Genomic DNA, 24,867 nt, shown 5'->3' with positions numbered 1-24,867 from the left:
TGGAGTCTGCCCTCGCTATTTCTGGAGGTCGGTCCAGATTTTCGTGTAGAGCGCCTGCACATCCGACGGACAGGCCGGCATGAACTGGCCCTTGGCGGCGAACTCAGCCGGAATTGCCACTTCAGGCGCCGTCTTCATGTCGTCCGGCATGAAAGCCTCGGAGCCCTTGATACCGTTGGCGTAGCGGGCAAAAGCCGAGATCAGCGCGGCATTCTTCGGGTCCATGATGAAATTCTGGAAAAGCTTGGCGTTCTCGACATTCTTGGCGTCCTTGAGCACGGCAACGTTGTCCATCCAGATCGGAAAACCTTCCTTGGGATAGCCGTAGACAATCTTGTCGTTCTGCAGCCGCTCGCGCAGCGATATGCCATTCCAATTGACGCCAGCGGCGATGTCGCCCCTGCCCAGGCCGTCGACGGCCGCGTAATCGAGCGAAAGCCATTTTGCCTTGGCCTCGACCAGCTTGTCATGGACCTTCTTCAGCACCTGCCTGTCGTTGGTGCAGTACTGGCCGCCTTCATAGGTGATGGTGAGGAACATGATGTCCCCCATTTCGGGCACGACATTGATCTTGCCGACGAGTTCGGGCGGCGGGTCGAGGAAAATCGCCGATGTGTTCGGATCGCCGGCATACACCGACTTGTTCACCGAAATCCCGGTCGTGCCCCACTGCCACGGAACAGTGTATTTGCGGCCCGGATCGAAGGGAACATCGACCCATCTGGGATCGACATTCTTGAAATTCTCCATCTTGTTGGGGTCAGTCTCCAGCAGCAGACCTTCGCTGATCCAGATCGGCACGACGCTGGCCGAAGGCACGACGATGTCATAGCCGGACGCGCCCTGGCGAACCTTGGCCAATGCGGTGTCGTTGGAGTCGTAGTCGGTGACGGTGACCTTGATCTTGTAGGTCTCCTCGAACTTCTTGATGAGGTCCGGGCTGGTGTAATTGCCCCAGTTGTAGATGTTGAGTTCGCCATCGGCGCGGGCAACGCCTGTCATGGCGAGCAGCGACAGGCCCAGGGCCGTCGCGGTCAGTTTCCAGTTCATGCTAGTGCTCCCATTGTTGGGACCGGCCGCGTCGCCGCCTCGGTCCGTCTTCTGCTGATGAACAAGCTTGCCTTTCCGCCCATGGCGGGCCGGATGGCCGTCAAATATTCCCCTCTTCGCGGCCATTCACCGGCACATGCCGGCTGGCCAACTTCTGCGCTAGGATTAATTAAACTAACTATACAGTCAATATGTTTTCACCAGCTTTGCCGTGGCTTCATTAGGGTACCCTGCACTTTCTACGCAGTGAGCAGGCGGACGGCCGCGCGGGACCTCAGCCGTCCTGCTGGCGGGAGGTTGAAATGTGGTGCGGATGGCGGTGTATTTTTGCGGCCTACAGCGCCCTTTGCGGGCAAGGCATTCCGGCCGCATCGCCGCAGCGTGACGCTGTGGGCAGCGGCCTGGTGCTCATTTCTTCCGATTGGCGCACAAGTGCGGCGAAGACCAGCGCGAAGCTACCCAGCATGATAAAGACGATGATCAGGCGTGCTACCGGCAATATGTCGGCCTCGTCTGGCTGGTGCGTGCCCCCGAGCATCAGGATTTTCCCGGGATCATGCGCACAAATCAAAAGTGCCGCAGCGTCCCTTTGGCATCCTCAAGGATACAACGGTGCTGCGGGCGCCCCCACGCCATCCATGCCGGCTAACATGATCGATCCGCCTTTACGAGAGTTTAAGCCCCGCCTTAACCATCACATTCGCTCATGCCCTGTCATGAAGCGCGATCCGCCTGTCTGGGCCACGCTGGCGCTGCGTGATTGACTGGCCGACACGACGGCTCTCTTTGCAGACCTGCCCGCCCCATGCTACCCCGGCGCTGGCGCGGCCAGACCCGCCGCCGCCAATCGGTCGCGATCGGGGAGCCATGAGCACAGCCGCCAACAGCATCGCCTTCGTCTCGTCCGACACTTCAGATGCCAAAGCGGCGCTGGAAAGCCTGTCGGCGCGTTATGGCCAACGTCCGGTCGCGGAGGCCACGGTTGTGGTCGCCCTGGGCGGCGACGGCTTCCTGCTGCAGACCTTGCGGGATACGATGGGAACGGGAAAGAAGGTCTACGGCATGAACCGTGGCACCATCGGGTTCCTGATGAATGAGTACCGGTCCGGAGGTCTCACCGAGCGGATCGCGGCAGCGGTCGCCGAAACCATCCGCCCGCTGGAAATGCAAGCCGTCACCTCGGAGGGCGAAACCGTCTCGGCATTGGCAATCAACGAAGTTGCGCTTTGGCGCCAATCTTATCAGACGGCCAAGATCCGCATCAGCATCGATGAGCAGACACGGCTCGAAGAGCTGAATTGCGATGGCGTCATGATCGCGACGCCGGCCGGATCCACTGCCTATAATCTTTCCGCGCACGGCCCGATCCTGCCGCTCGACGCCCCCTTGCTGGCACTTACGCCGGTCAGTCCGTTTCGCCCGCGCCGCTGGCGTGGCGCATTGCTCTCCAACAAGGCGACCGTGCGGTTCGACATTCTCGAGGCGGAAAAGCGGCCGGTGAATGCCGCCGCCGACCACACGGAGGTCAAGGCGGTGGCCTCGGTAACGGTCCGGGAATCACCCACAGCAACGGCGACCTTGCTGTTCGATCCCAATCACTCCTGGAACGAGCGCATCCTGGCTGAACAGTTCCGTTACTGAGCCGGCACCGAGACAAGCGGCCGGATTAAGCATCGCGATTAAGGTTACGACTTCACAATCGCGCCAATCCCGCCCGTTTCTGTTGACAAATCGCGGGCTTGCGCCTAATCGCAATACCAATCTTGCAAGCGCGTGGCGCTTGCCGCGACGAATAGCGTTGCGCTTCCCCAAACCAGCCAAAGACAGCAACACTTGTCCTCAGACACCACGACCGCTCAAGAAGCGTTGACCTTTTCAGACCTCGGCCTATCGCCGAAGGTGCTTTCCGCAGTCACCGATGCCGGCTACACGCAGCCGACTCCGATCCAGGCCGGCGCCATCCCGCACGCCTTGCTCGGCAAGGACGTGCTGGGCATAGCCCAGACCGGCACGGGCAAGACGGCCTCCTTCGTGCTGCCGATGCTGACCCGGCTGGAAAAGGGCCGCGCTCGCGCCCGTATGCCGCGTACGCTGATCCTGGAGCCGACGCGTGAGCTTGCCGCGCAGGTTGAGGAAAACTTCGTCAAATACGGCAAGAACCACAAGCTCAACATCGCGCTCTTGATCGGCGGCGTGTCGTTCGACGAACAGGACAAGAAGCTGGAGCGCGGCGCCGACGTGCTGATCGCGACGCCCGGCCGCCTGCTCGACCACCGCGAGCGCGGCAAGCTGCTGCTTAATGGCGTCGAGATCCTCGTCATCGACGAGGCCGACCGCATGCTCGACATGGGCTTCATTCCCGATATCGAGCGCATCTGCGAGATGATCCCGTTCACCCGACAAACGCTGTTCTTCTCGGCGACCATGCCGCCTGAGATCACCAAGCTGACGGAAAAATTCCTGCACGCGCCCGTGCGTGTCGAGGTCTCCAAGGCCGCATCGGCCGCGACCAACATCATCCAGCGGCTGGTCAAATCCGGCTCCAAGCCGTGGGACAAGCGCGAGACGCTGCGCAACCTGATCAAGGCCGAAGACGCGGAGCTGAAGAACGCCATCATCTTCTGCAACCGCAAGGTCGAGGTGTCGGAACTGTTCCGATCGCTGCTGAAGTATGATTTCGATGCCGGCGCCCTGCATGGCGACATGGACCAGCGCGCTCGCATGCAGATGCTGGCCAATTTCCGTGACGGTAAGCTGCGCTATCTCGTGGCTTCGGACGTCGCCGCGCGCGGCCTCGACATCCCCGATGTCAGCCATGTCTTCAACTACGACGTGCCGATCCATGCCGAGGATTATGTCCACCGCATCGGCCGCACCGGCCGCGCCGGGCGCTCTGGCAAATCCTTCACCATAGCGACCAAGTCCGACACCAAGTACATCGACGCCATCGAACGGCTGATCGGCACCAAGATCGAGTGGCATGACGGCGATCTGTCGACAGTGGTCGCCAGCGAGAGTGAAGACGATGCTCCGCGCCGCGGCAAAGGCGCACCGCGCCGCGCCGGCCGCAAGGACGACGACCGCAAGGACCATGATCGCAGGGAAAAGGGCGGCGAACGCAAGAAGGGCGGCGAACGTCGCGCGCGACATGGCGAGGAAGACGCCTCGCCCGTGGTGGCGCAGGAACAACCCGATGTCGCTGAAACGGCTGTCGCCGATATCGGCGAGCGACGCGCGCGCAAGGATGCGATCCGTTCGGAAAACTCCGAGCGCAAATCGTCCGATCGCAATGAGCGTGCACCGGAGCGCGGTGATACCAGGCCGCAGCGCGATGGCAACCGCCCCGCCCGTCAACGCCACCAGGAAGACAACGACACCACCGTCGGCTTTGGCGATGACATGCCGGCCTTCATGCGGATCGTCGCTAAGGTCTGATTCCCGAGCGGGCAAGCCAGCCATCCGGCTTGCCCTCGGTAAATGCACAGATCAAACGACAAGGCTTGGCTTGGCGCGCCTGTTACATTGGCCCAGGCATCATCTTGGTCGGTTTCTCCAGCATCGGAAACTCGGCGTTGTTGCATTTCACGTTCGGGTTCGTCGGACTGAACATGCCGTTCGGATTGTCCGTCAGCCAGGCGTGAAGGTCGTAGTGGACGAACTCCCTCGGGATGAGCGGGTAGTGCCCCTCCATCGGGCCCATGAAGGTCTGGCCAAACAGCTTCGGCGGCGCCTTGATGTCCGGCGTCAGCGGCACCAGCCATTCCACACCGACCAACTTCAAGCCTTTCTTGGTCGGTTCGTAGATCAGCACATTGGGGTGCATCGGATCGAGCTTCTGGCCGACACTCGGGACGTTGACGAAATGGATACCCATGGCGCCCTTTGGGTAGTCCATCGACCCCGGTATCTTTTCTCCGCTGTAGTAGACGCAGCCGACCGTCGACAGATAGAGGTCGCGGACGGCGACAGTGTAGTCCTCATATTTGGCGAGCGACTTTTTCAAGGCATCGATGTCGGCCTTGTTGGCGTCCTCGGCCCGCGCGGCGGCGAGGCCCACCCATACAGTTACAACGCTTGTCAAAGCGAGGACGCCGCAGCGCCCAAGACTGGCTGTTCTTGTCATGCATTCCTCCCAGATTTTCTGATCTGGCCGTGCAAGACCGAGGCGAAAAAAATGCTGATTGCGCGGCCAGTTGTACCGCCTCATCCCCTCCGGAACAGAAACGATGCTATTCCTTTCCATGGTTGCGGGAAAGCAGTTAATTAGAACTTGCTAAACTAATTCCTCGTTGCTCCATCTGAAGAGACCGACTTCCGCACAAACAGAAACGGCCCCGATGGGGGCCGTTTCCACATTCGTTTGCCGAACCGATCAGGTGAGCGGCGACAGCTGGATCTCGACGCGACGGTTCTGGGCGCGGCCTTCGGCGGTAGCGTTGGACGCCACCGGACGCGTCTTGCCGAAACCGGTGACGGCGAAGCGGCGCTGATCGACGCCCTGGCCAGACAGATAATTGGCGACCGCCAGCGCGCGACGCTGCGACAGATCGAAATTGTGCTGGTCGCCACCCGTCGAATCGGTGTGGCCGAAAACGTCGACCGTGGTCTGCTTGAACTTCTTCAGCACCAGCGCAACCGAGTTCAGCACCTGGTAGAAGCCGGGCTTCACCGCATCCTGATCCGTGTTGAAGGTGATATCGGACGGCATGTTGAGGATGATCTGGTCGCCACTGCGGGTGACGCTGACACCGGTTCCCTCGAGCTGCCGGCGCAGTTCAGCTTCGTTCTGATCCATGGTGGCGCCGATGGCGCCGCCGGCCAGCGCACCGATGCCGGCGCCAATCAGCGCGTTGCGGCGGTCATTGCCGCCGGCAAGCAGACCGAGGCTGGCGCCTGCAAGGGCACCAAGACCGGCACCCGCGGCCGTGTTGGAAATCTTCTGGTCGCCCGTATACGGATCTGTGGTGGTGCAGGCGCTCACGAGCAAAGCCGTCGCCACGGCGACGAGCACGGTCTTCTTCATAGATGGTCCCTCTCCAAGTCGCGCCTTTCAACGGCGCCAAATCAGCCCTTGCCGCGACTTGTACCACGAATTGCGGCGAAAAACGGAACGGGAAAAGCGACCGCGACGGCTTTTCCCATGGCCAGTTGCATGACGAGCGTCTTGGCTGGCTACCAGAGATTCTTGCCGTCGATGACCACCACTTCGACGTGGTCGAGATCGAAATCATCGAACAGCCGAGAATTGACGCTGATCTTCGGGTTGTCGAAATCCGGCTCGCCGGTCGACCAATCCGGTGTTTCTGTGAATGTACCGCAGCCGCAGGTGGCGCAAAAACCATGCTTCACGGTTTTCGAGCCCCACTGGTAGAAGGAGACGTTTTTCGGCGGCGTGACGAGCTTGAACTGCGATGGCGTGTAATAGGCCCACAGCGAGCCGCGTTTCGAGCAGAACGAACAGGTGCATTGCGTCACCGTCCGCGGTGCCTCTGAAACCTCGAATGTGGTCGCCTTGCAGTGGCAGCTTCCCTTGATGGTCATCAACATCACCTCTCCATTGTCCCGCCGCCCACGCGGCAGGGCACCATAAAGAAGCGATCCTGACAACGTCCGTCAGGAAGCTGTTTGCCGAGAAGGCGTCAAAGCCGCCGGCGCAGTCGTCAAAAAGAGCGCGGCGGGACGAACAGGCAGATCGTCTTGCCGGCATCGAGACCGGCCTGATGAGCGCACCAGTGAAACTCGCCGTCAGGGCTGTCCTTGACACGCTTGTCGGTCATCGGAACAACCTCGCCGGTGCCGGCGATCACATAGCCCTCGGGTTTCTCCAGAACTTCGCCGGTGTGTGTGGCTCGACAATCATAGTTGGCGCAACAGGCGAATGGATAACTCCAGCCTTGCGGCTTTCCCGCAGTGGGCTTGGCGTCATGAGCGAAGGCAGCTGGCGTAAGTATCGCGATCATGCCGACGGCGAACAGAGAAAACATAAGTCGGCCAGCCGGTTGAACGGCTCTGGCCGATCTGAATGTGGCAGCAGACATGGACGCGTTCCTTTCAAACGAGCATCAAGCGTTTCGCTTGCCCGTTCCCAGAACGTGTCTTCCCAGTGGCCGGATCGTGAGGTCGCAGATATGCCGCGTCCGGCCATAAATGCTTTTTGTCTCCCAGCGCTTGGATGCTGAGCTGATTCCTTGGTCGGCGCAAGAAATTGTGCGCCTACGAGACTAACGCAGACGCATGCTAACCGCGACCGCTGACGAGATCAGGCTGGGTTCACTCCCGGCAGACGGGCATGCAGATAACGAGATCGATCCCGGGTGGTTCCAGCCCATCGGTGGTCAGTTGCGGCGATCACGCGCTCTTGATATCGCGTGCGGATCGTCGGGCTGGTGAACCAGCACGGCTTGGGACCCACCAAGAACAGCCGCGCGAATGGAGGGATCTTCGCTGATCGCTCCCATGAGGAGGCGGCCTAATCGAGGTCCGCCACCGCCTCACCCGCACCGCCCTCGATGCGCTGCGACAGCGAGGCTTCCATGAAATCGTCGAGGTCGCCATCGAGCACGCTCGACGGGCTGGTGCTTTCAACGCCGGTGCGCAGATCCTTGACCAGCTGATAGGGCTGCAGCACATAGGAGCGGATCTGGTGCCCCCAGCCGATGTCGCTCTTCGAGGCTTCCGTGGCGTTTGCCACGGCTTCACGCTTCTTCAGCTCTTCCTCGTAGAGGCGCGAGCGCAGCATCTCCCAGGCCTTGGCCTTGTTCTTGTGCTGCGAACGCTCGGCCTGGCAAGCAACCGCAATGCCCGTGGCGATGTGGGTGATGCGCACGGCCGAATCAGTGGTGTTGACGTGCTGGCCGCCCGAGCCGGACGAGCGATAGGTGTCGATGCGCACATCCGATTCCGAGACGTCGATCTCGATCGTATCGTCGATGACGGGATAGACCCAGACACTGGCGAAGGACGTGTGCCTTCGCGCATTGCTGTCATAGGGCGAAATGCGCACCAGGCGGTGGACGCCGGATTCGGTCTTCAGCCAGCCATAGGCATTGTGGCCCTTGATCGTCAGCGTCGCGGACTTGATTCCGGCCTCTTCGCCGTCATGCACTTCCAGCACTTCGACCTTGAAGCGGCGGCGCTCGGCCCAGCGCGTGTACATGCGCAAAAGCATCGAGGCCCAGTCCTGGCTTTCGGTACCGCCGGCGCCTGCGTGGATTTCGAGATAGGTGTCGTTGGCGTCGGCTTCGCCCGACAGCAGCGTTTCGACCTGGCGGGCCTTCGCCTCGCCCTGCATCGAGCGGATCGCGGCCTCCGCCTCGGCGATGACGCCTTCGTCGCCCTCCTCCTCGCCGAGCTCGATCAGGCCGATATTGTCTTCCAGCGCCTGGGTCAGGCCCTTGACCGCCGCGATGCCTTCCTCGAGGCCCTGGCGTTCGCGCATCAGCTTCTGCGCTTCCAGCGGTTCGTTCCAGAGACTGGCGTCCTCGGCCCGCACATTCAGGTATTCAAGCCGTTTTATGGCCTGATCCCAGTCAAAGATGCCTCCTCAGCAGGGTTATCGCCTGCCTGATCTCGTCGACAATATTCTGCGTTTCCGCGCGCATGGCCTGTTGACTTATCCTGTTGCTGAAAGTGACGCCTGGTCGGCGCGATACATAGGGACGGCGCCGCCGCGTGTAAAGCGAAATGGCCAGCCTAAGGCTGGCCCATGACTGGCACATCACCCGGTCAGTAGAGGCCGCCGCCACCGTCCTGGATGGCCTGGTTGGCCTGCGGCGACAGCGCGCCGCCGGAAGCATTGGAACCGTCGGCGCCCATGCCGATCACCCAATAGCTGTCGGCCGGACCGGTACCCGGCTTGAAGGCCTCGATGATGGTGCCCGGATCGCCCGCCGTGGCACGCATGCCGGTCTTGCGGTTGATGGCGATCAGGTTCATGCCATCCGGCACCTTGAAGTCGACATTGGGCGTGCCGTCCAGCGCCACGCGCATGAAATCCTTGAAGATCGGGGCGGCGAGACCACCACCGGTGGCGCCATGGCCAAGGCCGCGCGGCGTGTCGTAGCCCATATAGAGGCCGACCACGAGGTTCGGCGTGAAGCCGATGAACCAGGCGTCCTTTTCGTCATTGGTGGTGCCGGTCTTGCCGGCGATGTGGCGGCCGAGTTCACCGATGGTGGCGCCGGTGCCGCGCTGGACGACGCCTTCCATCATCGACGTGATCTGGTAGGCGGTCATCGGATCGAGCACCTGCTCGGAATTGTCGACCAGTTCCGGCTCCTGCTGGTTCTTCCATTCAGGCGCGTTGCAGCCTTCGCAGCCGCGCTCGTCCTGCTTGAACACGGTTTTGCCGTAGCGGTCCTGGATGCGGTCGATCAGCGATGGTTTGATCGACTTGCCGCCATTGGCCATGATCGAATAGGCCGACACCATGCGCATCACGGTCGTCTCGCCGGAGCCCAGCGCCATCGGCAAATAGGGCGCAAGATGGTCATAGACACCGAAGCGCTCGGCATATTCGACGACCAGCTTCATGCCCATGTCGTTGGCGAGCCGCACCGTCATTAGGTTGCGCGACTTCTCGATACCGGAGCGAAGGGTCGCCGGGCCGGCGACCGTGCCGTCATAGTTCTTCGGCGTCCAGGTCGTGTTGCCGCTCTGGATGGTGATCGGCCCGTCCATGATCACGGAGGCCGGCGTGTAGCCATTGTCGAGCGCCGCCGAATAGACGATCGGCTTGAACGAGGAGCCCGGCTGGCGCATCGCCTGGGTGGCGCGGTTGAACTCGGACTGGGCATAGGAGAAGCCACCGACCATGGCCAGAACGCGGCCGGTGTGCGGATCCATGGCGATCAGGCCGCCTTCCACCTCGGGAACCTGACGCAGGCTGTAGGTGTTGTCGGAGCCTTCGTTCTTCTGCACGAAGATGACGTCGCCTGGCTTCAGCACGTCGGCAGGCGATTTGGCCTTGACGGTCTTGCCGCCAACCACATGGCGCATGGCGAAGCCCATGTCGTCCTTGCCGACGGTGCCTTCGACGCGTTCCTTGACGATGTCGCCCGACGCCTGGCGCGCGGGCTGCAGGCCTATCGACAGACCGGACGCCGAACTGTCGAGCACGACCGCGAGCGACCATTCGGGAACGTCTTCCAATCCCTTGACGGCGCCCAACGGGATGCCCCAGTCGCCGGACGCGTCGATCGTCGTCACCGGCCCGCGGTAGCCGCGCAGCGTATCGTATTTGATCAAGCCGTTCTGCATCGCCTTGCGGGCGATGAGCTGGATCTTCGGGTCGAGCGTGGTGCGGACGGACAGGCCGCCTTCGTAGAGAGCGTTCTCGCCGTAGCGGGCAATGATCTGGCGGCGCACCTCCTCGGTGAAGTATTCACCGGCGAACAGATAGGTGCCGGTGCGGCGCGGCGTCACGCCGAGCGGCTCGGCCTTGGCCTTGTTGCCTTCCTCACGCGTGACGTAGCCATTCTCGACCATCTGGTCGATCACCCAGTTGCGGCGCTCAATCGCGCGATCGGCATGCTTGAAGGGATGGTAATTGTTCGGTCCCTTCGGCAGCGAAGCCAGGTAAGCCGCCTCGGCCACGGTCAGCTCGTTCACCGACTTGTCGAAATAGGTCAATGCTGCACCGGCGACACCATAGGCGCCGAAGCCGAAGAAGATTTCGTTGAGGTAGAGTTCGAGAATGCGATCCTTGGGATAGGCCTGCTCGATGCGGAAGGCCAGGATCATTTCCTTGATCTTGCGCTCGTAGGTCTGGTCCGCGGTCAACAGGAAGTTCTTGGCCACCTGCTGGGTGATCGTCGAGGCGCCGACCTGACGCCGGCCCGAGCCGAAATTCTGCAGATTGACGATGATGGCGCGGCCAAGACCGGTCACGTCGATGCCGGGGTGGTTGTAGAAGTTCTTGTCCTCGGCGGACAGGAAGGCCGCCTTGACGCGATCGGGGATGGCCTGGATCGGCAGATACAGGCGCCGCTCGCGCGCGTACTCGGCCATCAGCGAGCCGTCCGAGGCATGGATGCGGGTGGTCACCGGCGGCTCGTACTTGGCCAGCACCTCGTAGTCGGGCAGGTCTTTCGACAGATGGCTGATGTAAATCGCAACGCCCGCCGCGACCAGAAGGGCCAGCGTCGTGCCGATGCCGAAGAAATAGCCAATGAGACGAATCATACCCGCTCCAGTCCTTGGTTCGGGAATTTCCTAAACGAAGCCGCCTTCCACGCAAGCTTTCGAGCCGGTCCCAATCCGTGATCGAGAACCCATGTCGCCACCATGTGGACAAAATACGGCAAGGCCCGATTTCGCGACCGCGTGCCGGAAATAAAGGCACCGGGTGTTGTCGCCGCGCAACGCCGCCTCTGGTTGCAGGCGCCGCCGGGCATGTCAGCCTCCGGTTCCTGTTCCGGAACGGGCGGAAGCAAACAGCGCAACGGCATTGGTGATGCTTTGCGCCGCCTTGCCGCGCCATTCGGCGTTGAGCAGCTGCGCCTCGTCCTTGGCATTCGAGAGATAGCCGAGTTCGACCAGCACCGATGGCACGTCTGGCGCTTTCAGCACCTTGAATCCGGCGGAGCGCTGCGGATTGTTGATGAGGCCGACGCTGGTCGAAAGCTGACCGACGAGCGTGTGGGCGAAACTCATCGAGAAGGTATGCGTCTCGCGGCGGATCAGGTCGATCAGGATGTCGGTCACTTCCTTGTTATCGTCCTTGATGACCATGCCGGCGAACTGATCGGAGAGATTTTCGCGGTCGGCAAGCGCCTGCGCCTCGGGATCCGACGCCTTGTCGGAGACGGTGTAGACGGTGGCGCCGCGAATGCCTTTGACGCTGATGGTGTCGGCGTGGATCGAAATCAGCAGATCGGCCTCATGCTGGCGGGCAATGCGCACGCGGTCGTCCAGGCGCAGATATTCATCGGTGTCGCGGGTCATGAAGACATCGTATTTGCCGATGGCTGCGAGCTTGTCGCGCAACTCCGTGGCGAAGGCGAGCGTGACGTTCTTCTCGATCGTGCCGTTCAGCCCCTCGGCGCCGCCGTCGATGCCGCCATGGCCGGGATCGATGACGACGGTGAAGCGGTGGCCCGGATTGGAGACCGGCCCGGTGCCGACCCGCCCGCCCTTGTCGGTCGAAACCGTGGAGCCGGTGGTCAGCGCCTGATTGGCAAGGGCTGCGTCGAACTCACGTTCGGAGGCCGCCGACATGTCGATGGCAATGCGGTAGCCGGTTCCGTCCTCGTTCTTGAGCACATCGAGCTTGTCGACGGCGAACGGGCCCTTGCCGGTGAGAATCAGCCGCGAAACACCTTCGCCGAGTTCGCCCAGGCGCACGCCCCTGACCAGCCCGCGCGGCTTCAAATCCTTGGCATCGATGGCCAGCCTGGTGTTCGCCAGATCGATGACCAGACGATTGGGGCCGCGCAGAAGGAACCATTTGATGTCAGGTTCGCGATCGAAATCCATGACGATGCGCATCTTGGTGGCATCGCCCGCCATTTTGTAGCCTTTCGCCACCAGCGGCGCGTCGGCGGCATTGGCAACAGGGGAAAGGCCTGAAGAAACCACCAGCAGCAAGAGACAGAGGGCACCGAGAATCCGGCCGCCAACACGACATCCCTTGTCTGTGAAGTCCGCCAGTCCCATCTCTCTTCCAGTCGCTCCCGGTTTGGCGCCAGGCGCCCGCTCGTTTCGTCGAAGTGCCGGTTAGGCGCGAACTCGATTAACGATTGGTATCCAGAGAAGGTTAACCAAGCCTTTTCATGCAAGGCTCGGAACCCAGGCTTACGCTACGGAACTGCTTTTTGCCGGCATCGGAAATCGGGGTTGCCTTCCACCCCGCCAAATCATAAAAGCGATAGTGGATCACTGCAATCCTGGAACCGCCCTCCTCCGCAGCTTCCTGCTACAGGGTCAGATGAAAGGCGGCTCCTTTCGCTTCATGCGATAAGGCCTAGGTGATCGCGACGAATTTCGCAGGTGTGCGCCCGTGGCGGGGGAATCGCCTGCGTGAGGAAAACGGCCGGGTTTGTTCCCGCGCCGGCTCTGTATGAGCAAACAAGCTGGTCCGGTTTCCGGGCTTTGGTTCAAAAGGTTCTGCTGGTGACGATGGCTTCAAGCGCAATCATGGAAAGGTCCGCATCAAACCGCGCCAATATGGCTGCGGGCGGCACCGCCATGACACGCAGGCAGCGTCCGGCGGACGTTCAATTATCCGGCACCCACATTCATCCAGACACACAGCAGCGGGCTTTGCCCCGCCAGCTGCGGCTGACGGCTGCCGGGGGGAAACGAAATAATGCCCAACAAAATGCTGATAGACGCCTCCCACCCGGAGGAAACACGCGTTGTCGTCATACGCGGTAACCGTATCGAAGAATTCGACTTTGAATCCCAGGACAAGAAGCAGCTCAAAGGAAATATCTATCTCGCCCGCGTAACGCGCGTCGAACCTTCCCTTCAGGCAGCCTTTGTCGAATATGGCGGCAACCGTCACGGTTTCCTCGCCTTCAGTGAAATACACCCCGACTACTACCAGATCCCGGTCGCCGACCGTCAGGCCTTGCTGCGCGCGGAAGCGCAGGAGGCCGAAGACGAGGAAGACGAGGACGGCGACGGCGATGATCGCCAGAGCCGCGATCGTGGACGGCGCGGGCGCCGGCGCGGCGGCAAGAGCCGCGACCGCGGTGAAAACAGGCGCGATGCCGGCGCGGCCGATACCGGCGAGGCAAGCGAAGCTGCCGATGAGGCAAGCGAAGGCGACGATCACGGCACCGATGCAGTTGCCGAAGACGCCATGCACACTTCTGAAAACTTCGAGCAAGCGGCCGATACGTCGGAACATTCCGAAGCATCGGAGCATTCCGAAGCGCCTGAGCACGATGGCGGTTCGACGGACCAGGATGAAACAGAGAGCCGCGAAGGCGGTCCAACGTCGATCGCTGCCTCCGTCGAAGCCGATGTGATTTCCGAAGCCGCTCCGCAGGCGGAACACGGCAGCGAAGCAACGTCCGGCGACAATGATCGCGGCATGCTCGAGGAAGTACAGTCCTCGCATCCCGATGATCACGAGGTCGAATCGGTTGGCGCCGAGGATGCGCTCGAGGAAGTGCGCAACCGCCGCAAGCCAGTGCGCCGCCAGTACAAGATCCAGGAAGTGATCAAGCGCCGGCAGATCCTGCTGGTGCAGGTCGTCAAGGAAGAGCGCGGCAACAAGGGCGCCGCACTCACCACCTATCTGTCGCTTGCCGGCCGCTATTCCGTGCTGATGCCGAACACCGCGCGCGGCGGCGGCATTTCCCGCAAGATCACCAGCGCCGTCGACCGCAAGCGCCTCAAGGAGGTGGTTGCCGATCTCGAAGTGCCGCAAGGCATGGGCGTCATCCTGCGCACCGCCGGCGAAAGCCGCACCAAGGCCGAGATCAAGCGCGACTATGAATACCTGATGCGGCTTTGGGAGAACGTGCGCAGTCTCACGCTCCAGTCCACCGCCCCTGCCCTCGTCTATGAGGAAGGCAGCCTGATCAAGCGTTCGGTGCGCGACCTCTACAACAAGGATATCGACGAGATCCTGGTCTCCGGCGAGGAAGGCTACCGCGAGGCCAAGGACTTCATGCGCATGCTGATGCCGAGCCACGCCAAGGTGGTTCAGCCGTTCCGCGACACGACGCCGATCTTCGTGCGCAACGGCATCGAGGCGCAGCTCGACCGCATGCTGCAGCCGCAGGTGACGCTGAAGAGCGGCGGCTACATCATCATCAACCAGACCGAGGCGCTGGTCGCCATCGACGTCAATTCGGGCCGTTCCACCAAGGAGCACTCGATCGAGGACACCGCGCTTCACACCAATCTGGAAGCAGCGGAGGAAGTCGCGCGTCAGCTCCGGCTGCGCGATCTTGCCGGCCTGATCGTCATCGACTTCATCGACATGGAGGAGAACCGCAACAACCGCTCCGTCGAAAAGCGGCTGAAGGATCACCTCAAGAACGACCGTGCGCGCATCCAGGTCGGTCGCATCTCGCATTTCGGCCTGATGGAGATGTCGCGCCAGCGCATCCGCGCCAGCGTGCTGGAATCGACTATGAAGCCCTGCCCGCATTGCGGCGGCACCGGGCATGTGCGCTCCGATTCGTCGGTCGCGCTGATGGTGGTGCGGGCGATCGAGGAATTCCTGCTCAAGGATTCGCGCAGCCACATCACGGTGCGCACGCCGGCGGCGACCGCGCTTTATGTGCTCAACCACAAGCGCGGTACACTGGTGGAGCTCGAAAGCCGCTTCGGCCTGACCATCACCATCGAGGCCGACGATACGGTTGGCGCCCAGCACTACGCGATCTTCCGCGGCGCTCTGGCCGAAAAGCCCGAAGGCTTTGTCGAGTTGCGCAGCCTGCCGGCCTATGTCGAGCCGGAAGAGCCCGAGGACGAGATTGTCGTCGTCGAGGAAGACGATGAGGCACCGGCGGTCCAGGCCGAGCAGCCGCGCCAACAGCCGCAGCAGCACCAACAGCCGCGGCCTGTTGCCGGTGGCGAGGACGGCGAAGGCCGCGACCGCAAGCGTCGCAAGCGCCGCAGGCGTCGCGGCGGCAAGGATCGCGACCGCGAACATGGCGCACCGACGGACGGCTCATCCATCTCCGCTCCGGCCGGCGATTTCGCCGAACCGGCAAACGCGGCAGACGATGACGAGACCGAAACCGACGATACGGCTCCGATCGCTGCAAGCGCATCTGACGAGGCGGTACAGGCCTCGGATGACGGCCAGGGCAAGAAACGCCGGCGCGGCAAGCGCGGCGGCAAGCGTAACCGTCGCGAAGATGGCGAAGGCGAGACTGAGGCAAGTGCCGGCGAAGCGACCGAGCCTGCCGAGGCTGATGCCTCGGAAAGCGAGCCCGCGCCGACCGAGCCTGTAGCTGTTGCTGCGGTGGAAGAAACGGCGGCTCCAGTGAGCGACGAGCCGGCGGTCGCCGAGAAGCCCAAGAAGCCGCGGCGTGTGACCAAGCCGAAGAAGGCTGCCGCAGAGGCCGTCGCCGAAACGACGGTTGCCGAAGCGGCACCGGAAACGCCCGCTGAGGCTCCGGCAGCGGCCACGGAAGAAACGGCGATTGCGGCCGTTGCGAAAGAACCGTCGAAGGCCCGGCCATCCCGGCGCAAGCCGGCGGCCGTCGATGCACCGGTCGTGCCGGTGGTGTCTTCGACAGTCGCTGACGAACCGGAAGCCAAGACCGAAGAAAAGCCGAAGCGTGCCGGCTGGTGGCAACGGAAAGGCTTTTTCTAAGCCTTTTCGGCTAGTTGAACTGATTTCCTGACAAAAAGAATCCCGCGCTGTCCTGAAAGACGGCGCGGGATTTTTCATACCCAGCTTTCCGACAGGGCGGGAAATGCTATGGCGCGAAAATCGACCAGTTCATCATCCTGGCGAGCTTTTCCAGTGCGATCGAACCTAGCTTGGAATTGCCGTTGGCGTTGAGACCGGGCGACCAGACGGCAAGCGACGCGACGCCCGGCACGATGCCCAATATACCGCCGCCGACGCCGCTCTTGCCGGGAATGCCGACGCGGAAGGCGAAATCGCCCGAGCCGTCATAGTGGCCGCAGGTCAGCATCATGGCGCCGATGCGGCGCGCCCGCTCCGCCGACACCACGGAATGTCCGGTCGCCGGGTTCTTGCCGCCATTGGCAAGGAAGCGGCCCGCCATCGCCAGTTGCCGGCAATTCATGGCGATGGCGCAATGGTGGAAGTAGACGCCAAGCGCCAGCTCCGGCGCATGATGAAGATTGCCGAATGATTTCATGTAATTGGCCAGCGCGAAGTTGCGATAGCCGGTGGCGCGCTCGGACGCCGCCACCTCGCGGTCGATGATAATTGTCTCGTCGTCGGCCAGGAACTGGATGAAGCGCAGGATCTCGCCGATCGCCTCGCGCGGCTGGTGGCCGGCAAGCAGGATATCGGAAATGACGATGGCGCCGGCATTGATGAAGGGATTGCGCGGAATGCCGTTCTCATGCTCGAGCTGCACGATCGAATTGAACGGATTGCCCGACGGCTCGCGCCCAACCCTTTGCCACAGCGCATCGCCGACATTGCCGAGCGCCAGGGTCAAGGTGAACACCTTCGAGATGCTCTGGATGGAGAAGGGCTGATCGGCATCGCCGGCCATCAGCGCGCGGCCGTCATTGGTGACGGCGGCGATGCCGAATTTCCTTGGATCGACCTTGCCCAGTTGAGGAATGTAGGTCGCGACATCACCGCGATCGGTGCGCTCGGCCATTTCGGCCGCAACTTCGGCCAGCGCCTGTTCGAGTTCCGGCATGATGCTACCTCAACCAGCGTTCGATGCGCGCTATCGCCTCGACCATGTCGTCGTGGCTGCCGGCGTATGAAAACCGCATCGTGCGGTGCCCGGCCTGGGTGTCGAAGTCGCGGCCGGGCGTCGCCGCCACATGGGCTTCGGCCAGCATCCTGCGCGCAAAGGCCATGCTGTCATTGGTGTGCCGGGTGACATCGCAAAAGGCGTAGAAGGCGCCATCCATGGGCGCGGCAAGCGGGAAGCCGAGTTCCGGCAGACGTTTCATCAAAAGCTCGCGATTCCAGGCGTAGCGGCCCTTCACAACTTCCAGCTCTTCGGTGGCGTCAAAGGCTTCGATCGCGGCGATCTGCGACAGCTCCGGCGGTGAGATATAGAGGCTCTGGGCGATGCGCTCGATCGGTCGCACCAACTCTTCCGGCAGCACCATCCAGCCGATGCGCCAGCCCGTCATGCAGTAGTATTTCGAGAAGGAATTGATCACCGTCACGCTGCTCCCGAAGGCGAGTGCCGTGGTGTCGGGAGCGCCATAGGCCAGCCGGTGGTAGATCTCGTCGGAAATCACGGCGATGCCGAGCGTCTCCGCCGTATTGACCAGCACCGACAGTTCATCGGCTGGTATGACCGCGCCGGTCGGATTGGCCGGGCTTGCGAAAAGAACACCTTTCAGCGGCTTCTCGCGATGCGCCGCCTCCAGATGTCCGGCATGCAGGTAAGCCGCGTCGCCGAGTTCGATCTCGACCACATCGATGCCGAGCGCCGTCATGATGTTGCGATAGGCCGGGTAGCCGGGCGCGGCGATGGCAACGCGGTCGCCTGGGTCGAACATCGCCAGGAAAGCGAGATTGAAGGCAGCCGAGGATCCCGTGGTCACCGCGATCCGCCCGGGCTCGACTTCAAGCCCATAATGATCCGCGTAGTGCGCGGCGATAGCCTTGCGCAAATCCGCCAGCCCCAGCGTATCGGTGTAGCCAATGCGGCCATGCTCCAGTGCTTTGGCCGCGGCGGCGCGGACCCGTGCGGGCGCCGGATCGGACGGCTGGCCGACCGCCATGGAGATCACCGGCACGCCCTGGGCCTTCAGCCGGTTGGCTTCGGCCAGCACATCCATAGCGTGGAACGGCTCGACATTGCCACGGCGTGAGAGCGAAACGACCATTTTATCCTTATCCCAACAGTTGAGCACGCCCGTGCCCTTGGTGCATGCGCCGCACAAATGCCCGATTGATGTGAGGATCACAAGTTGAGGAAGTTTTTCCTGTGCCGACTTTTCATCTTTCGCCCGCTCGTCTACCAGTGGACCCATCATGTTGAGCCGACCCAGATCGACGATAGCCCAGGTTGCGCGCGTCTTCACGACGCTTGCGCTTGGCTTCGCGGTTGCCGTGGCGAGTTCGGTCACCGCCTTTGCCCAAAACGTGCCGGTCATACGCGATGCCGAGATCGAAGCTCTGGTGCGCGACTACGCGCGGCCGATCTTCAAGGCGGCAGGGCTGGCGAATGACGGCATCGACATCGTGCTGGTCAACGATTCCAGCTTCAACGCTTTCGTCACCGGGCGCCGGCTGTTCATCAACACCGGCGCGCTGATGACGGCCGAGACGCCCAACGAGATCATCGGCGTCATCGCGCACGAGGCCGGCCATATCGCCGGCGGCCACCAGCAGAAACTGCGCGAGCAGCTCGAGCGCGCCAAGACGATGGCCGTCATCGCCACTTTGCTTGGCGCCGGCGCGATCGTTGCCGGTGCGACCACCAACAGCCGCGGCCTTGCCGGCGCCGGCATGGGCGTGGCCGCCGGTGGCGGCGAGATGGCACAGCGCAGCATCCTTGCCTATCAGCGCACCGAAGAGACGACCGCCGACCGCTCGGCGATCACCTATCTCAATGCCACCGGCCAGTCCGGCATGGGCATGCTGAAGACTTTCGCCCGTTTCCAAAGCGCGCTGTCCCTGTCCGGCACGCAGGTCGATCCCTATCGGATCAGCCATCCGATGCCGCAGGAGCGCATCGCCAATCTCGAAGTGCTGGTCAAGCAGAGCCCCAATGTCGACAAGGTCGACCCGCCGGCGTTGCAGCAGCGCCATGACATGATGCGGGTGAAGATTGCCGTTTATATGGAAGGTCAGGCCACCGCGGCGCGGCTGATGCAGAAGATGCGGGGCAGCCTTGCCGCGCTGTATGGCGATGCCCAGTCGACCTACCTGTACGGCAACATTGCCGCGGGGCTCGCCAAGACCAACGCCCTGATCAAAGCGCAGCCCAAGAATGCCTACTTCCAGGAGCTGCGCGGCGACATATTGATGAAAGCGAACAAGCCTGGCGATGCAGCCGAAGCCTACGCCAAGGCGGTCAGCCTCGATCCGGCGCGGTCCGGCCTCCTTCCTGTCTCGCTTGGTCAGGCGCTGATGGCGGTCGGCACGCCTGACTCGCTTAAGAAGGCTGTCGTGCAGATCAACAATGGTCTGAGCCGCGACAAGGAGAATGCCGTCGGGTATCGCTACCTGGCGCAGGCCTACGGCGAATTGGGAGACATACCGGGCGCGGAACTTGCCACGGCCGAAGGTCATTTCTATTCCGGCAGCTACAAGGATGCGAAAATTTTCGCCATGCGGGCGCAGCAGCAGATGAAGCGCGGCGAGCCGCGCTGGATACGCGCCCAGGATATCATAAACTACAAATCGTCAGGCAAGATCTAGTGAACCTCCCGGCCATGGGCTGCGACACAGCCGGACCGGGAAACAGGCAAAAGGAACGAGAACGATGAAAAAGGCACTGCTGCTGGGCACCACGGGGATCGCTGTAGCCCTTGCCATGCTGGCTGTCGGTTTCGTGGCCGGCAACCCACAGGTTGCGAAGGCCGGTACCGCTCAGCCTGTCCAGATGGCGGCGGCCGATACCAAGATCGACCGCACCGAGGTCGAAGGCATCATCCGCGATTATCTCTTGAAGAACCCGGAAGTGCTGCTTGAAGTGCAGGACGCGCTCGAGGCCAAACAGAAGGAAGAGCAGCGCATTGCCCATCTCGGCGTCATCAAGAACGCCAAGGACCAGATCTTCAACTCCGCCTTTGACGGCGTCGTCGGCAACCCCAACGGCAAAGTGACGATCGTCGAGTTCTACGACTACAATTGCGGCTTCTGCAAACGCGCCATCGAGGACATGCGGGCGCTGACCAAGTCCGATCCGGACCTGCGCTTCGTGCTCAAGGAATTTCCGATCCTCGGCCCGGATTCGCAGAAGGCGAGTGTCGTCTCGATGGCCTTCCATCTGATGAAGCCGGAAAAGTACGGCGAATTCCACAATGCGCTGCTCGGTGGCCAGGGACGCGCCACCGAGGCGGCCGCGATCAAGATCGCGCTTTCGCTGGGCGCCGACGAGGCGACGCTGCGCGAGAAGATGAAGGATCCGTCGATCCCCGAGGCCTTCTCCAAGACCTATGATCTTGCCAACAAGCTGGCGATCACCGGAACGCCGTCCTACGTCGTCGGCAATGAGGTCGTGTTCGGGGCGCTCGGGCAGGACGTGCTTGCCGAAAAGATCGAGGCGGCGAAAGCCGCGCTTTGATCCGACGGGGCTTTTCCTCACGGGCGCATTTCGGCCTGTTGTGGACAGTGAAAGATCGCACTTGCGCTCTTTTCGCGGGCGTCTATGCCCGGTATAGAGGCCCAGCGCGCCGGTTTGATACCGGCGCCGGAAAAGGTCGACTTTTTTGAAAACGGTTTTCGTCCTGAACGGTCCCAATCTCAACGCGCTTGGCAAGCGTGAGCCGGGCATCTATGGCGGCAAGACGCTCGCCGCCATCGCCGACGACTGCAAGCAGGCCGGCAAGGCGCTCGGGCTCGAGATCGACTTCCGCCAGTCGAACCACGAGGGCGATCTTGTCGACTGGATCCAGGAAGCCGGCGACAAGGCTGCCGGCATCGTCATCAATCCAGGCGCCTACAGCCACACCTCGATCGCGATCCACGACGCCATCCGTTCGGTCGCGCCGCTGCCGGTCGCCGAAGTTCATCTTTCCAACATCCATGCGCGGGAACCGTTCCGCCACGTCTCCATGGTCGCGCCGGTCGCCGTCGGCATGATCTGTGGCTTTGGGCCGCTCGGCTATACGCTGGCGCTGCAGGCGCTGGCCGCACGCCTATGACCGGCCAACAAACAGAAGGCTCGAAAATGTCGATAAAGAAGAACGGTGTTGACCAGCAGCTGATCCGCGATCTCGCGGGCATACTGAACGACACCAACCTCACCGAGATCGAGGTTGAACTGGGTGACCTGAAGGTGCGCGTGTCGCGGCATGCACCGGCGGTGCATGCGATCGCGGCGCAGCAACCGGCCTATGCGCCGGCGGCAGCCGCCCAGGCGGCGGCGGCATCCGCCCCGGCAGCGGCCGACGTGTCGAAGAACGCGGTGGCTTCGCCTATGGTCGGCACCGCCTATCTGGCGCCCTCGCCCGACGCCAAGCCGTTCATCGAGATCGGCCAGAAGGTCAAGGAAGGCCAGACCCTGCTGATCATCGAAGCGATGAAGACGATGAACCAGATTCCCTCCCCGCGCGCCGGCACCGTGACGGCGATCCTGTTCGAGGATGCGACGCCGGTCGAATACGGCATGCCGCTCGTCGTGATCGAGTAGAGCGGGCCGGATGTTCCAGAAGATCCTCATCGCCAATCGCGGCGAAATCGCGCTTCGGGTGCTGCGCGCCTGCAAGGAACTCGGCATCCAGACGGTGGTGGTGCATTCGACCGCCGACGCCGACGCCATGCATGTGCGGCTTGCCGACGAGAGCGTGTGCATCGGCCCGCCGCCGTCGCGCGACAGCTATCTCAACATCCACCAGATTGTCGCGGCCTGCGAGATCACCGGTGCCGACGCCGTGCATCCGGGCTACGGCTTCCTGTCGGAGAACGCCAAGTTCGCCGACATCCTCGCCGCGCACAACATCACCTTCATCGGCCCGACCGGCGACCATATCCGCATCATGGGCGACAAGATCGAGGCCAAGCGCACCGCCAAGCGGCTCGGCATCCCAGTGGTGCCCGGTTCCGACGGCGCGGTGACCGAGGAAAAGGAAGCCAAGCGGATCGCCGCCGAGATCGGCTATCCCGTGATCATCAAGGCATCGGCCGGCGGTGGTGGGCGCGGCATGAAGGTCGCGCGTAGCGAGGCCGATCTTGAGGTCGCCCTGCAGACAGCGCGCTCGGAAGCGGGCGCCGCGTTCGGGGACGACGCCGTCTATATCGAAAAGTTCCTGCAGAAGCCGCGCCATATCGAGGTGCAGGTGTTCGGCGACGGCTTTGGCCGCGGCGTGCATTTCGGCGAGCGCGACTGCTCGCTGCAACGGCGCCACCAGAAGGTCTGGGAAGAGGCCAATTCGCCGGCGCTCAACGCCGAGGAGCGGTCACGCATCGGCGGCATCTGCGCCAAGGCCATTGCCGATCTCGGCTATTCGGGTGCCGGCACGATCGAGTTCTTGTACGAGAACGGCGAGTTCTATTTCATCGAGATGAACACGCGCCTGCAGGTCGAGCATCCGGTGACGGAAGCGATCACCGGCATCGATCTGGTGCACGAGCAGATCCGCGTCGCTTCCGGCGGCGGCCTTTCGGTCAAGCAGGAAGACATCAAGTTCAATGGCCACGCCATCGAGTGCCGCATCAATGCCGAGGATCCGCGCACCTTTACGCCCTCGCCCGGCACCATCACGCATTTTCACACGCCGGGCGGTCTCGGTATCCGTGTCGATTCCGGCGTCTATTCCGGCTATAAGATCCCGCCATATTACGATAGCCTGATCGGCAAGCTGATCGTGCATGGACGCAACCGCGTCGAGTGCATGATGCGGCTGCGCCGGGCGCTGGATGAGTTCGTTGTCGACGGCATCAAAACGACACTGCCGCTGTTTCGCGATCTGGTCGGCAATGCCGACATCGCCAATGGCGATTATGACATCCACTGGCTGGAAAAATACCTGGCCAAGGAAGAGTAGTCCGGGGACGCGATGACCCGCCCTTACGCGCCTGGCTATCGCATCCCCACCGACCTTCTGCTCAAGGCCTATGCCTCGGGCGTCTTCCCGATGGCCGAAAGTGCCGGTGACCCGGAGGTGTTCTGGGTGCGGCCGGAGACGCGAGGCATCATCCCGCTCGACCGCTTCCACACGCCGAAAAGCCTGAGGAAGACGATCCGCAAAAACCTGTTCGACATCCGTTTCGATTTCGATTTCGAGGCGACGATCGACGGCTGCGCCGAAAAGCGCGAGGAGCGCCGCTCGACCTGGATCAACGCACCGATCCGCGAGGCCTATGTGCAATTGCACCGCATGGGCCATTGCCATTCTGTCGAGGCCTGGCGCGAGGGCCGGCTGGTCGGCGGCCTCTATGGTGTGTCGCTCGGACGGGTGTTCTTCGGCGAAAGCATGTTTTCCAAGGAGAAGGATGCGTCGAAGATCTGCCTCGTGCATCTCGTCGAGCGCCTGAAGGTGCGCGGCTTCGCTCTCCTTGATACGCAATTCACCACTGAGCACCTCAAGCGCTTTGGGGCTGTCGACGTGCCGCGGGGCAAATATGAGAAGATGCTGGCGGACGCGCTGAAAGGCGAAGCGGTCTTTTTTCCCTAGGAATCAAGCCCTATTGGGCCTCAGTCCCTATCGGCGTCTGCGAATGGAACATCATCTTCCAGCCGTTGACGCGATGGACATAGCCGGTGCTGACCAGCGCGGCATAGGGTTCACCATTCTCGCGCGTCGCATGCGCCTCGTAGGTCAGCATGATGATGTCGCTGCCCGGTTCGATTATTCCCTTGAGGTCGATCTTCAGGTCGCGCCAGCGGTTGGGCTTGGTCGCGGTCTTGGCGAGATCGGCATTGTCCATCGCCTGTGCCATTTGCGGGAAAGCGACTAGGCATTCAGTGTCGGCATTGGCCGCGTAGTATGCCGCGTCGCCGGTCCAGAACCCTTTTTCGAGTTCCAGAAGTTCCTCCTTGTTGGCCGTGATCCGCTTACTGTCCGACATCGGCAAATCCTCCCTGCGCATCGAGGGGCGGCCGTCAGTGGCCCAACGCATGATGGCTGCAACGGTTCCCAGGGATCAGTTGGCGTCGGTGGCGTCGGGTTCTGTGGGGTCGGATTGTTCCACATCGGGGCTGGCTGCAGCGTTCGGCTTGGCAGCGGTGGGCTTGGTCGCGGCCGGCTCCGAAGCGTCGGCCTTGGTTGCGTCAGCCTTGCTGGCGCCGGGGGCCGGCACATCGGACTTCTGCTTGCATTCCTTCAGCCAGACGTCATAGACGGCATGTTCGACAGCGTTGAGACCAGGGCTTTCGGCAAACATCCAGCCGGTGAAGATGCGGCGGATCTTGCGGTCGAGCGTGATCTCGTCGACTTCGACGAAAGAATCGGTCTTCGGCTCCTCGTTCTGCGGCCGTGAATAGCAGACGCGCGGCGTCACCTGCAAAGCGCCGAACTGCACCGTTTCATCGATATAGACATCGAAGGTGATGATGCGGC

At 62.3% G+C, this 24,867-nt stretch carries 22 protein-coding genes; 9 read left to right on the top strand and 13 right to left on the bottom strand.

Going from position 1 to position 24,867, the window contains the following annotated elements:
* Positions 1-15: 15 nt before the first annotated feature.
* Both JT360_RS15170 and JT360_RS15165 read right to left on the bottom strand, forming a co-directional pair.
* Positions 16-1,050 carry an extracellular solute-binding protein gene (locus JT360_RS15170; RefSeq protein WP_214472480.1) on the bottom strand — a complete coding sequence of 345 codons (1,035 nt, stop codon included), beginning with the start codon at positions 1,048-1,050 and terminating at the stop codon, positions 16-18.
* Between the two features lie 334 nt (positions 1,051-1,384).
* On the bottom strand, positions 1,385-1,588 hold the full coding sequence (locus tag JT360_RS15165) for a hypothetical protein (protein ID WP_214472479.1): 204 nt from the start codon (positions 1,586-1,588) through the stop codon (positions 1,385-1,387).
* 329 nt (positions 1,589-1,917) lie between these two features.
* Here JT360_RS15165 and JT360_RS15160 point away from each other — a divergent pair, with 329 nt between their 5' ends.
* Together JT360_RS15160 and JT360_RS15155 are read left to right on the top strand one after the other, a co-directional pair.
* Positions 1,918-2,691, top strand: coding sequence for an NAD kinase (locus JT360_RS15160; protein WP_214472478.1), 774 nt, complete (start codon positions 1,918-1,920; stop codon positions 2,689-2,691).
* Between the two features lie 192 nt (positions 2,692-2,883).
* On the top strand, positions 2,884-4,485 hold the full coding sequence (locus JT360_RS15155; protein ID WP_214472477.1) for a DEAD/DEAH box helicase: 1,602 nt from the start codon (positions 2,884-2,886) through the stop codon (positions 4,483-4,485).
* Positions 4,486-4,567: 82 nt separating this feature from the next.
* Here JT360_RS15155 and JT360_RS15150 read toward each other — a convergent pair whose 3' ends face one another.
* The 7 genes from JT360_RS15150 to JT360_RS15120 all read right to left on the bottom strand — a co-directional run bounded on the left by JT360_RS15150 (position 4,568) and on the right by JT360_RS15120 (position 12,705).
* The gene (locus JT360_RS15150; RefSeq protein ID WP_214472476.1) at positions 4,568-5,173 is read right to left on the bottom strand and encodes a hypothetical protein; all 606 of its coding nucleotides are present in this window, start codon (positions 5,171-5,173) and stop codon (positions 4,568-4,570) included.
* 249 nt (positions 5,174-5,422) lie between these two features.
* The gene (locus JT360_RS15145; RefSeq protein ID WP_214472475.1) at positions 5,423-6,073 is read right to left on the bottom strand and encodes a YiaD family glycine zipper/OmpA-like lipoprotein; all 651 of its coding nucleotides are present in this window, start codon (positions 6,071-6,073) and stop codon (positions 5,423-5,425) included.
* Positions 6,074-6,222: 149 nt separating this feature from the next.
* Positions 6,223-6,591 carry a GFA family protein gene (locus tag JT360_RS15140; RefSeq protein WP_214472596.1) on the bottom strand — a complete coding sequence of 123 codons (369 nt, stop codon included), beginning with the start codon at positions 6,589-6,591 and terminating at the stop codon, positions 6,223-6,225.
* A 119-nt stretch (positions 6,592-6,710) separates the two neighbouring features.
* Positions 6,711-7,088: a hypothetical protein gene (locus tag JT360_RS15135; protein ID WP_214472474.1), complete on the bottom strand. Its 378-nt coding sequence runs from the start codon at positions 7,086-7,088 to the stop codon at positions 6,711-6,713.
* Positions 7,089-7,519: 431 nt separating this feature from the next.
* A protein-coding gene (prfB, locus tag JT360_RS15130) for a peptide chain release factor 2 (RefSeq protein ID WP_214472473.1) occupies positions 7,520-8,651 on the bottom strand; the annotation gives its coding sequence in 2 pieces (ribosomal slippage) (positions 7,520-8,584 and positions 8,586-8,651; 1,131 coding nt in all).
* Positions 8,652-8,775: 124 nt separating this feature from the next.
* Complete coding sequence (locus JT360_RS15125; RefSeq protein ID WP_214472472.1) at positions 8,776-11,232, bottom strand: penicillin-binding protein 1A; 2,457 nt, start codon at positions 11,230-11,232, stop codon at positions 8,776-8,778.
* A 213-nt stretch (positions 11,233-11,445) separates the two neighbouring features.
* The gene (locus JT360_RS15120) at positions 11,446-12,705 is read right to left on the bottom strand and encodes an N-acetylmuramoyl-L-alanine amidase (protein ID WP_214472471.1); all 1,260 of its coding nucleotides are present in this window, start codon (positions 12,703-12,705) and stop codon (positions 11,446-11,448) included.
* 652 nt (positions 12,706-13,357) lie between these two features.
* On the opposite strand from JT360_RS15120, the gene JT360_RS15115 reads away from it, so the two are divergent.
* On the top strand, positions 13,358-16,333 hold the full coding sequence (locus JT360_RS15115) for an Rne/Rng family ribonuclease (RefSeq protein WP_214472470.1): 2,976 nt from the start codon (positions 13,358-13,360) through the stop codon (positions 16,331-16,333).
* A 106-nt stretch (positions 16,334-16,439) separates the two neighbouring features.
* Here JT360_RS15115 and JT360_RS15110 read toward each other — a convergent pair whose 3' ends face one another.
* Together JT360_RS15110 and JT360_RS15105 are read right to left on the bottom strand one after the other, a co-directional pair.
* Complete coding sequence (locus tag JT360_RS15110; RefSeq protein ID WP_214472469.1) at positions 16,440-17,369, bottom strand: glutaminase; 930 nt, start codon at positions 17,367-17,369, stop codon at positions 16,440-16,442.
* A gap of 4 nt (positions 17,370-17,373) precedes the next feature.
* Positions 17,374-18,522 (bottom strand): pyridoxal phosphate-dependent aminotransferase, encoded by a 1,149-nt coding sequence (locus JT360_RS15105; RefSeq protein WP_214472468.1) that lies wholly within the window; start codon positions 18,520-18,522, stop codon positions 17,374-17,376.
* A 148-nt stretch (positions 18,523-18,670) separates the two neighbouring features.
* On the opposite strand from JT360_RS15105, the gene JT360_RS15100 reads away from it, so the two are divergent.
* The 6 genes from JT360_RS15100 to aat all read left to right on the top strand — a co-directional run bounded on the left by JT360_RS15100 (position 18,671) and on the right by aat (position 23,982).
* Positions 18,671-20,062 (top strand): tetratricopeptide repeat protein, encoded by a 1,392-nt coding sequence (locus JT360_RS15100; protein WP_214472467.1) that lies wholly within the window; start codon positions 18,671-18,673, stop codon positions 20,060-20,062.
* A gap of 64 nt (positions 20,063-20,126) precedes the next feature.
* On the top strand, positions 20,127-20,930 hold the full coding sequence (locus tag JT360_RS15095; protein ID WP_214472466.1) for a DsbA family protein: 804 nt from the start codon (positions 20,127-20,129) through the stop codon (positions 20,928-20,930).
* Positions 20,931-21,075: 145 nt separating this feature from the next.
* Positions 21,076-21,510 (top strand): type II 3-dehydroquinate dehydratase, encoded by a 435-nt coding sequence (gene aroQ / locus JT360_RS15090; protein WP_214472465.1) that lies wholly within the window; start codon positions 21,076-21,078, stop codon positions 21,508-21,510.
* 26 nt (positions 21,511-21,536) lie between these two features.
* On the top strand, positions 21,537-21,998 hold the full coding sequence (gene accB, locus JT360_RS15085) for an acetyl-CoA carboxylase biotin carboxyl carrier protein (RefSeq protein WP_214472464.1): 462 nt from the start codon (positions 21,537-21,539) through the stop codon (positions 21,996-21,998).
* A gap of 10 nt (positions 21,999-22,008) precedes the next feature.
* Entirely contained in the window at positions 22,009-23,352 is a 1,344-nt protein-coding gene (accC, locus tag JT360_RS15080; protein WP_214472463.1) for an acetyl-CoA carboxylase biotin carboxylase subunit, read from the top strand.
* A gap of 12 nt (positions 23,353-23,364) precedes the next feature.
* Positions 23,365-23,982, top strand: coding sequence for a leucyl/phenylalanyl-tRNA--protein transferase (aat, locus tag JT360_RS15075; protein WP_214472462.1), 618 nt, complete (start codon positions 23,365-23,367; stop codon positions 23,980-23,982).
* A gap of 10 nt (positions 23,983-23,992) precedes the next feature.
* Here aat and JT360_RS15070 read toward each other — a convergent pair whose 3' ends face one another.
* Positions 23,993-24,376: a hypothetical protein gene (locus JT360_RS15070; protein ID WP_214472461.1), complete on the bottom strand. Its 384-nt coding sequence runs from the start codon at positions 24,374-24,376 to the stop codon at positions 23,993-23,995.
* 75 nt (positions 24,377-24,451) lie between these two features.
* A partial coding sequence (locus JT360_RS15065) for a DUF2155 domain-containing protein (RefSeq protein WP_214472460.1) occupies positions 24,452-24,867 on the bottom strand: 416 nt, incomplete at its 5' end.

The organism is Mesorhizobium sp. dw_380, from assembly GCF_018588885.1.
In the GTDB taxonomy this organism is placed as follows: domain Bacteria; phylum Pseudomonadota; class Alphaproteobacteria; order Rhizobiales; family Rhizobiaceae; genus Mesorhizobium.
Note: the sequence above shows the minus strand (reverse complement) of the source record. Positions and strands in the feature narration are given on the sequence as shown.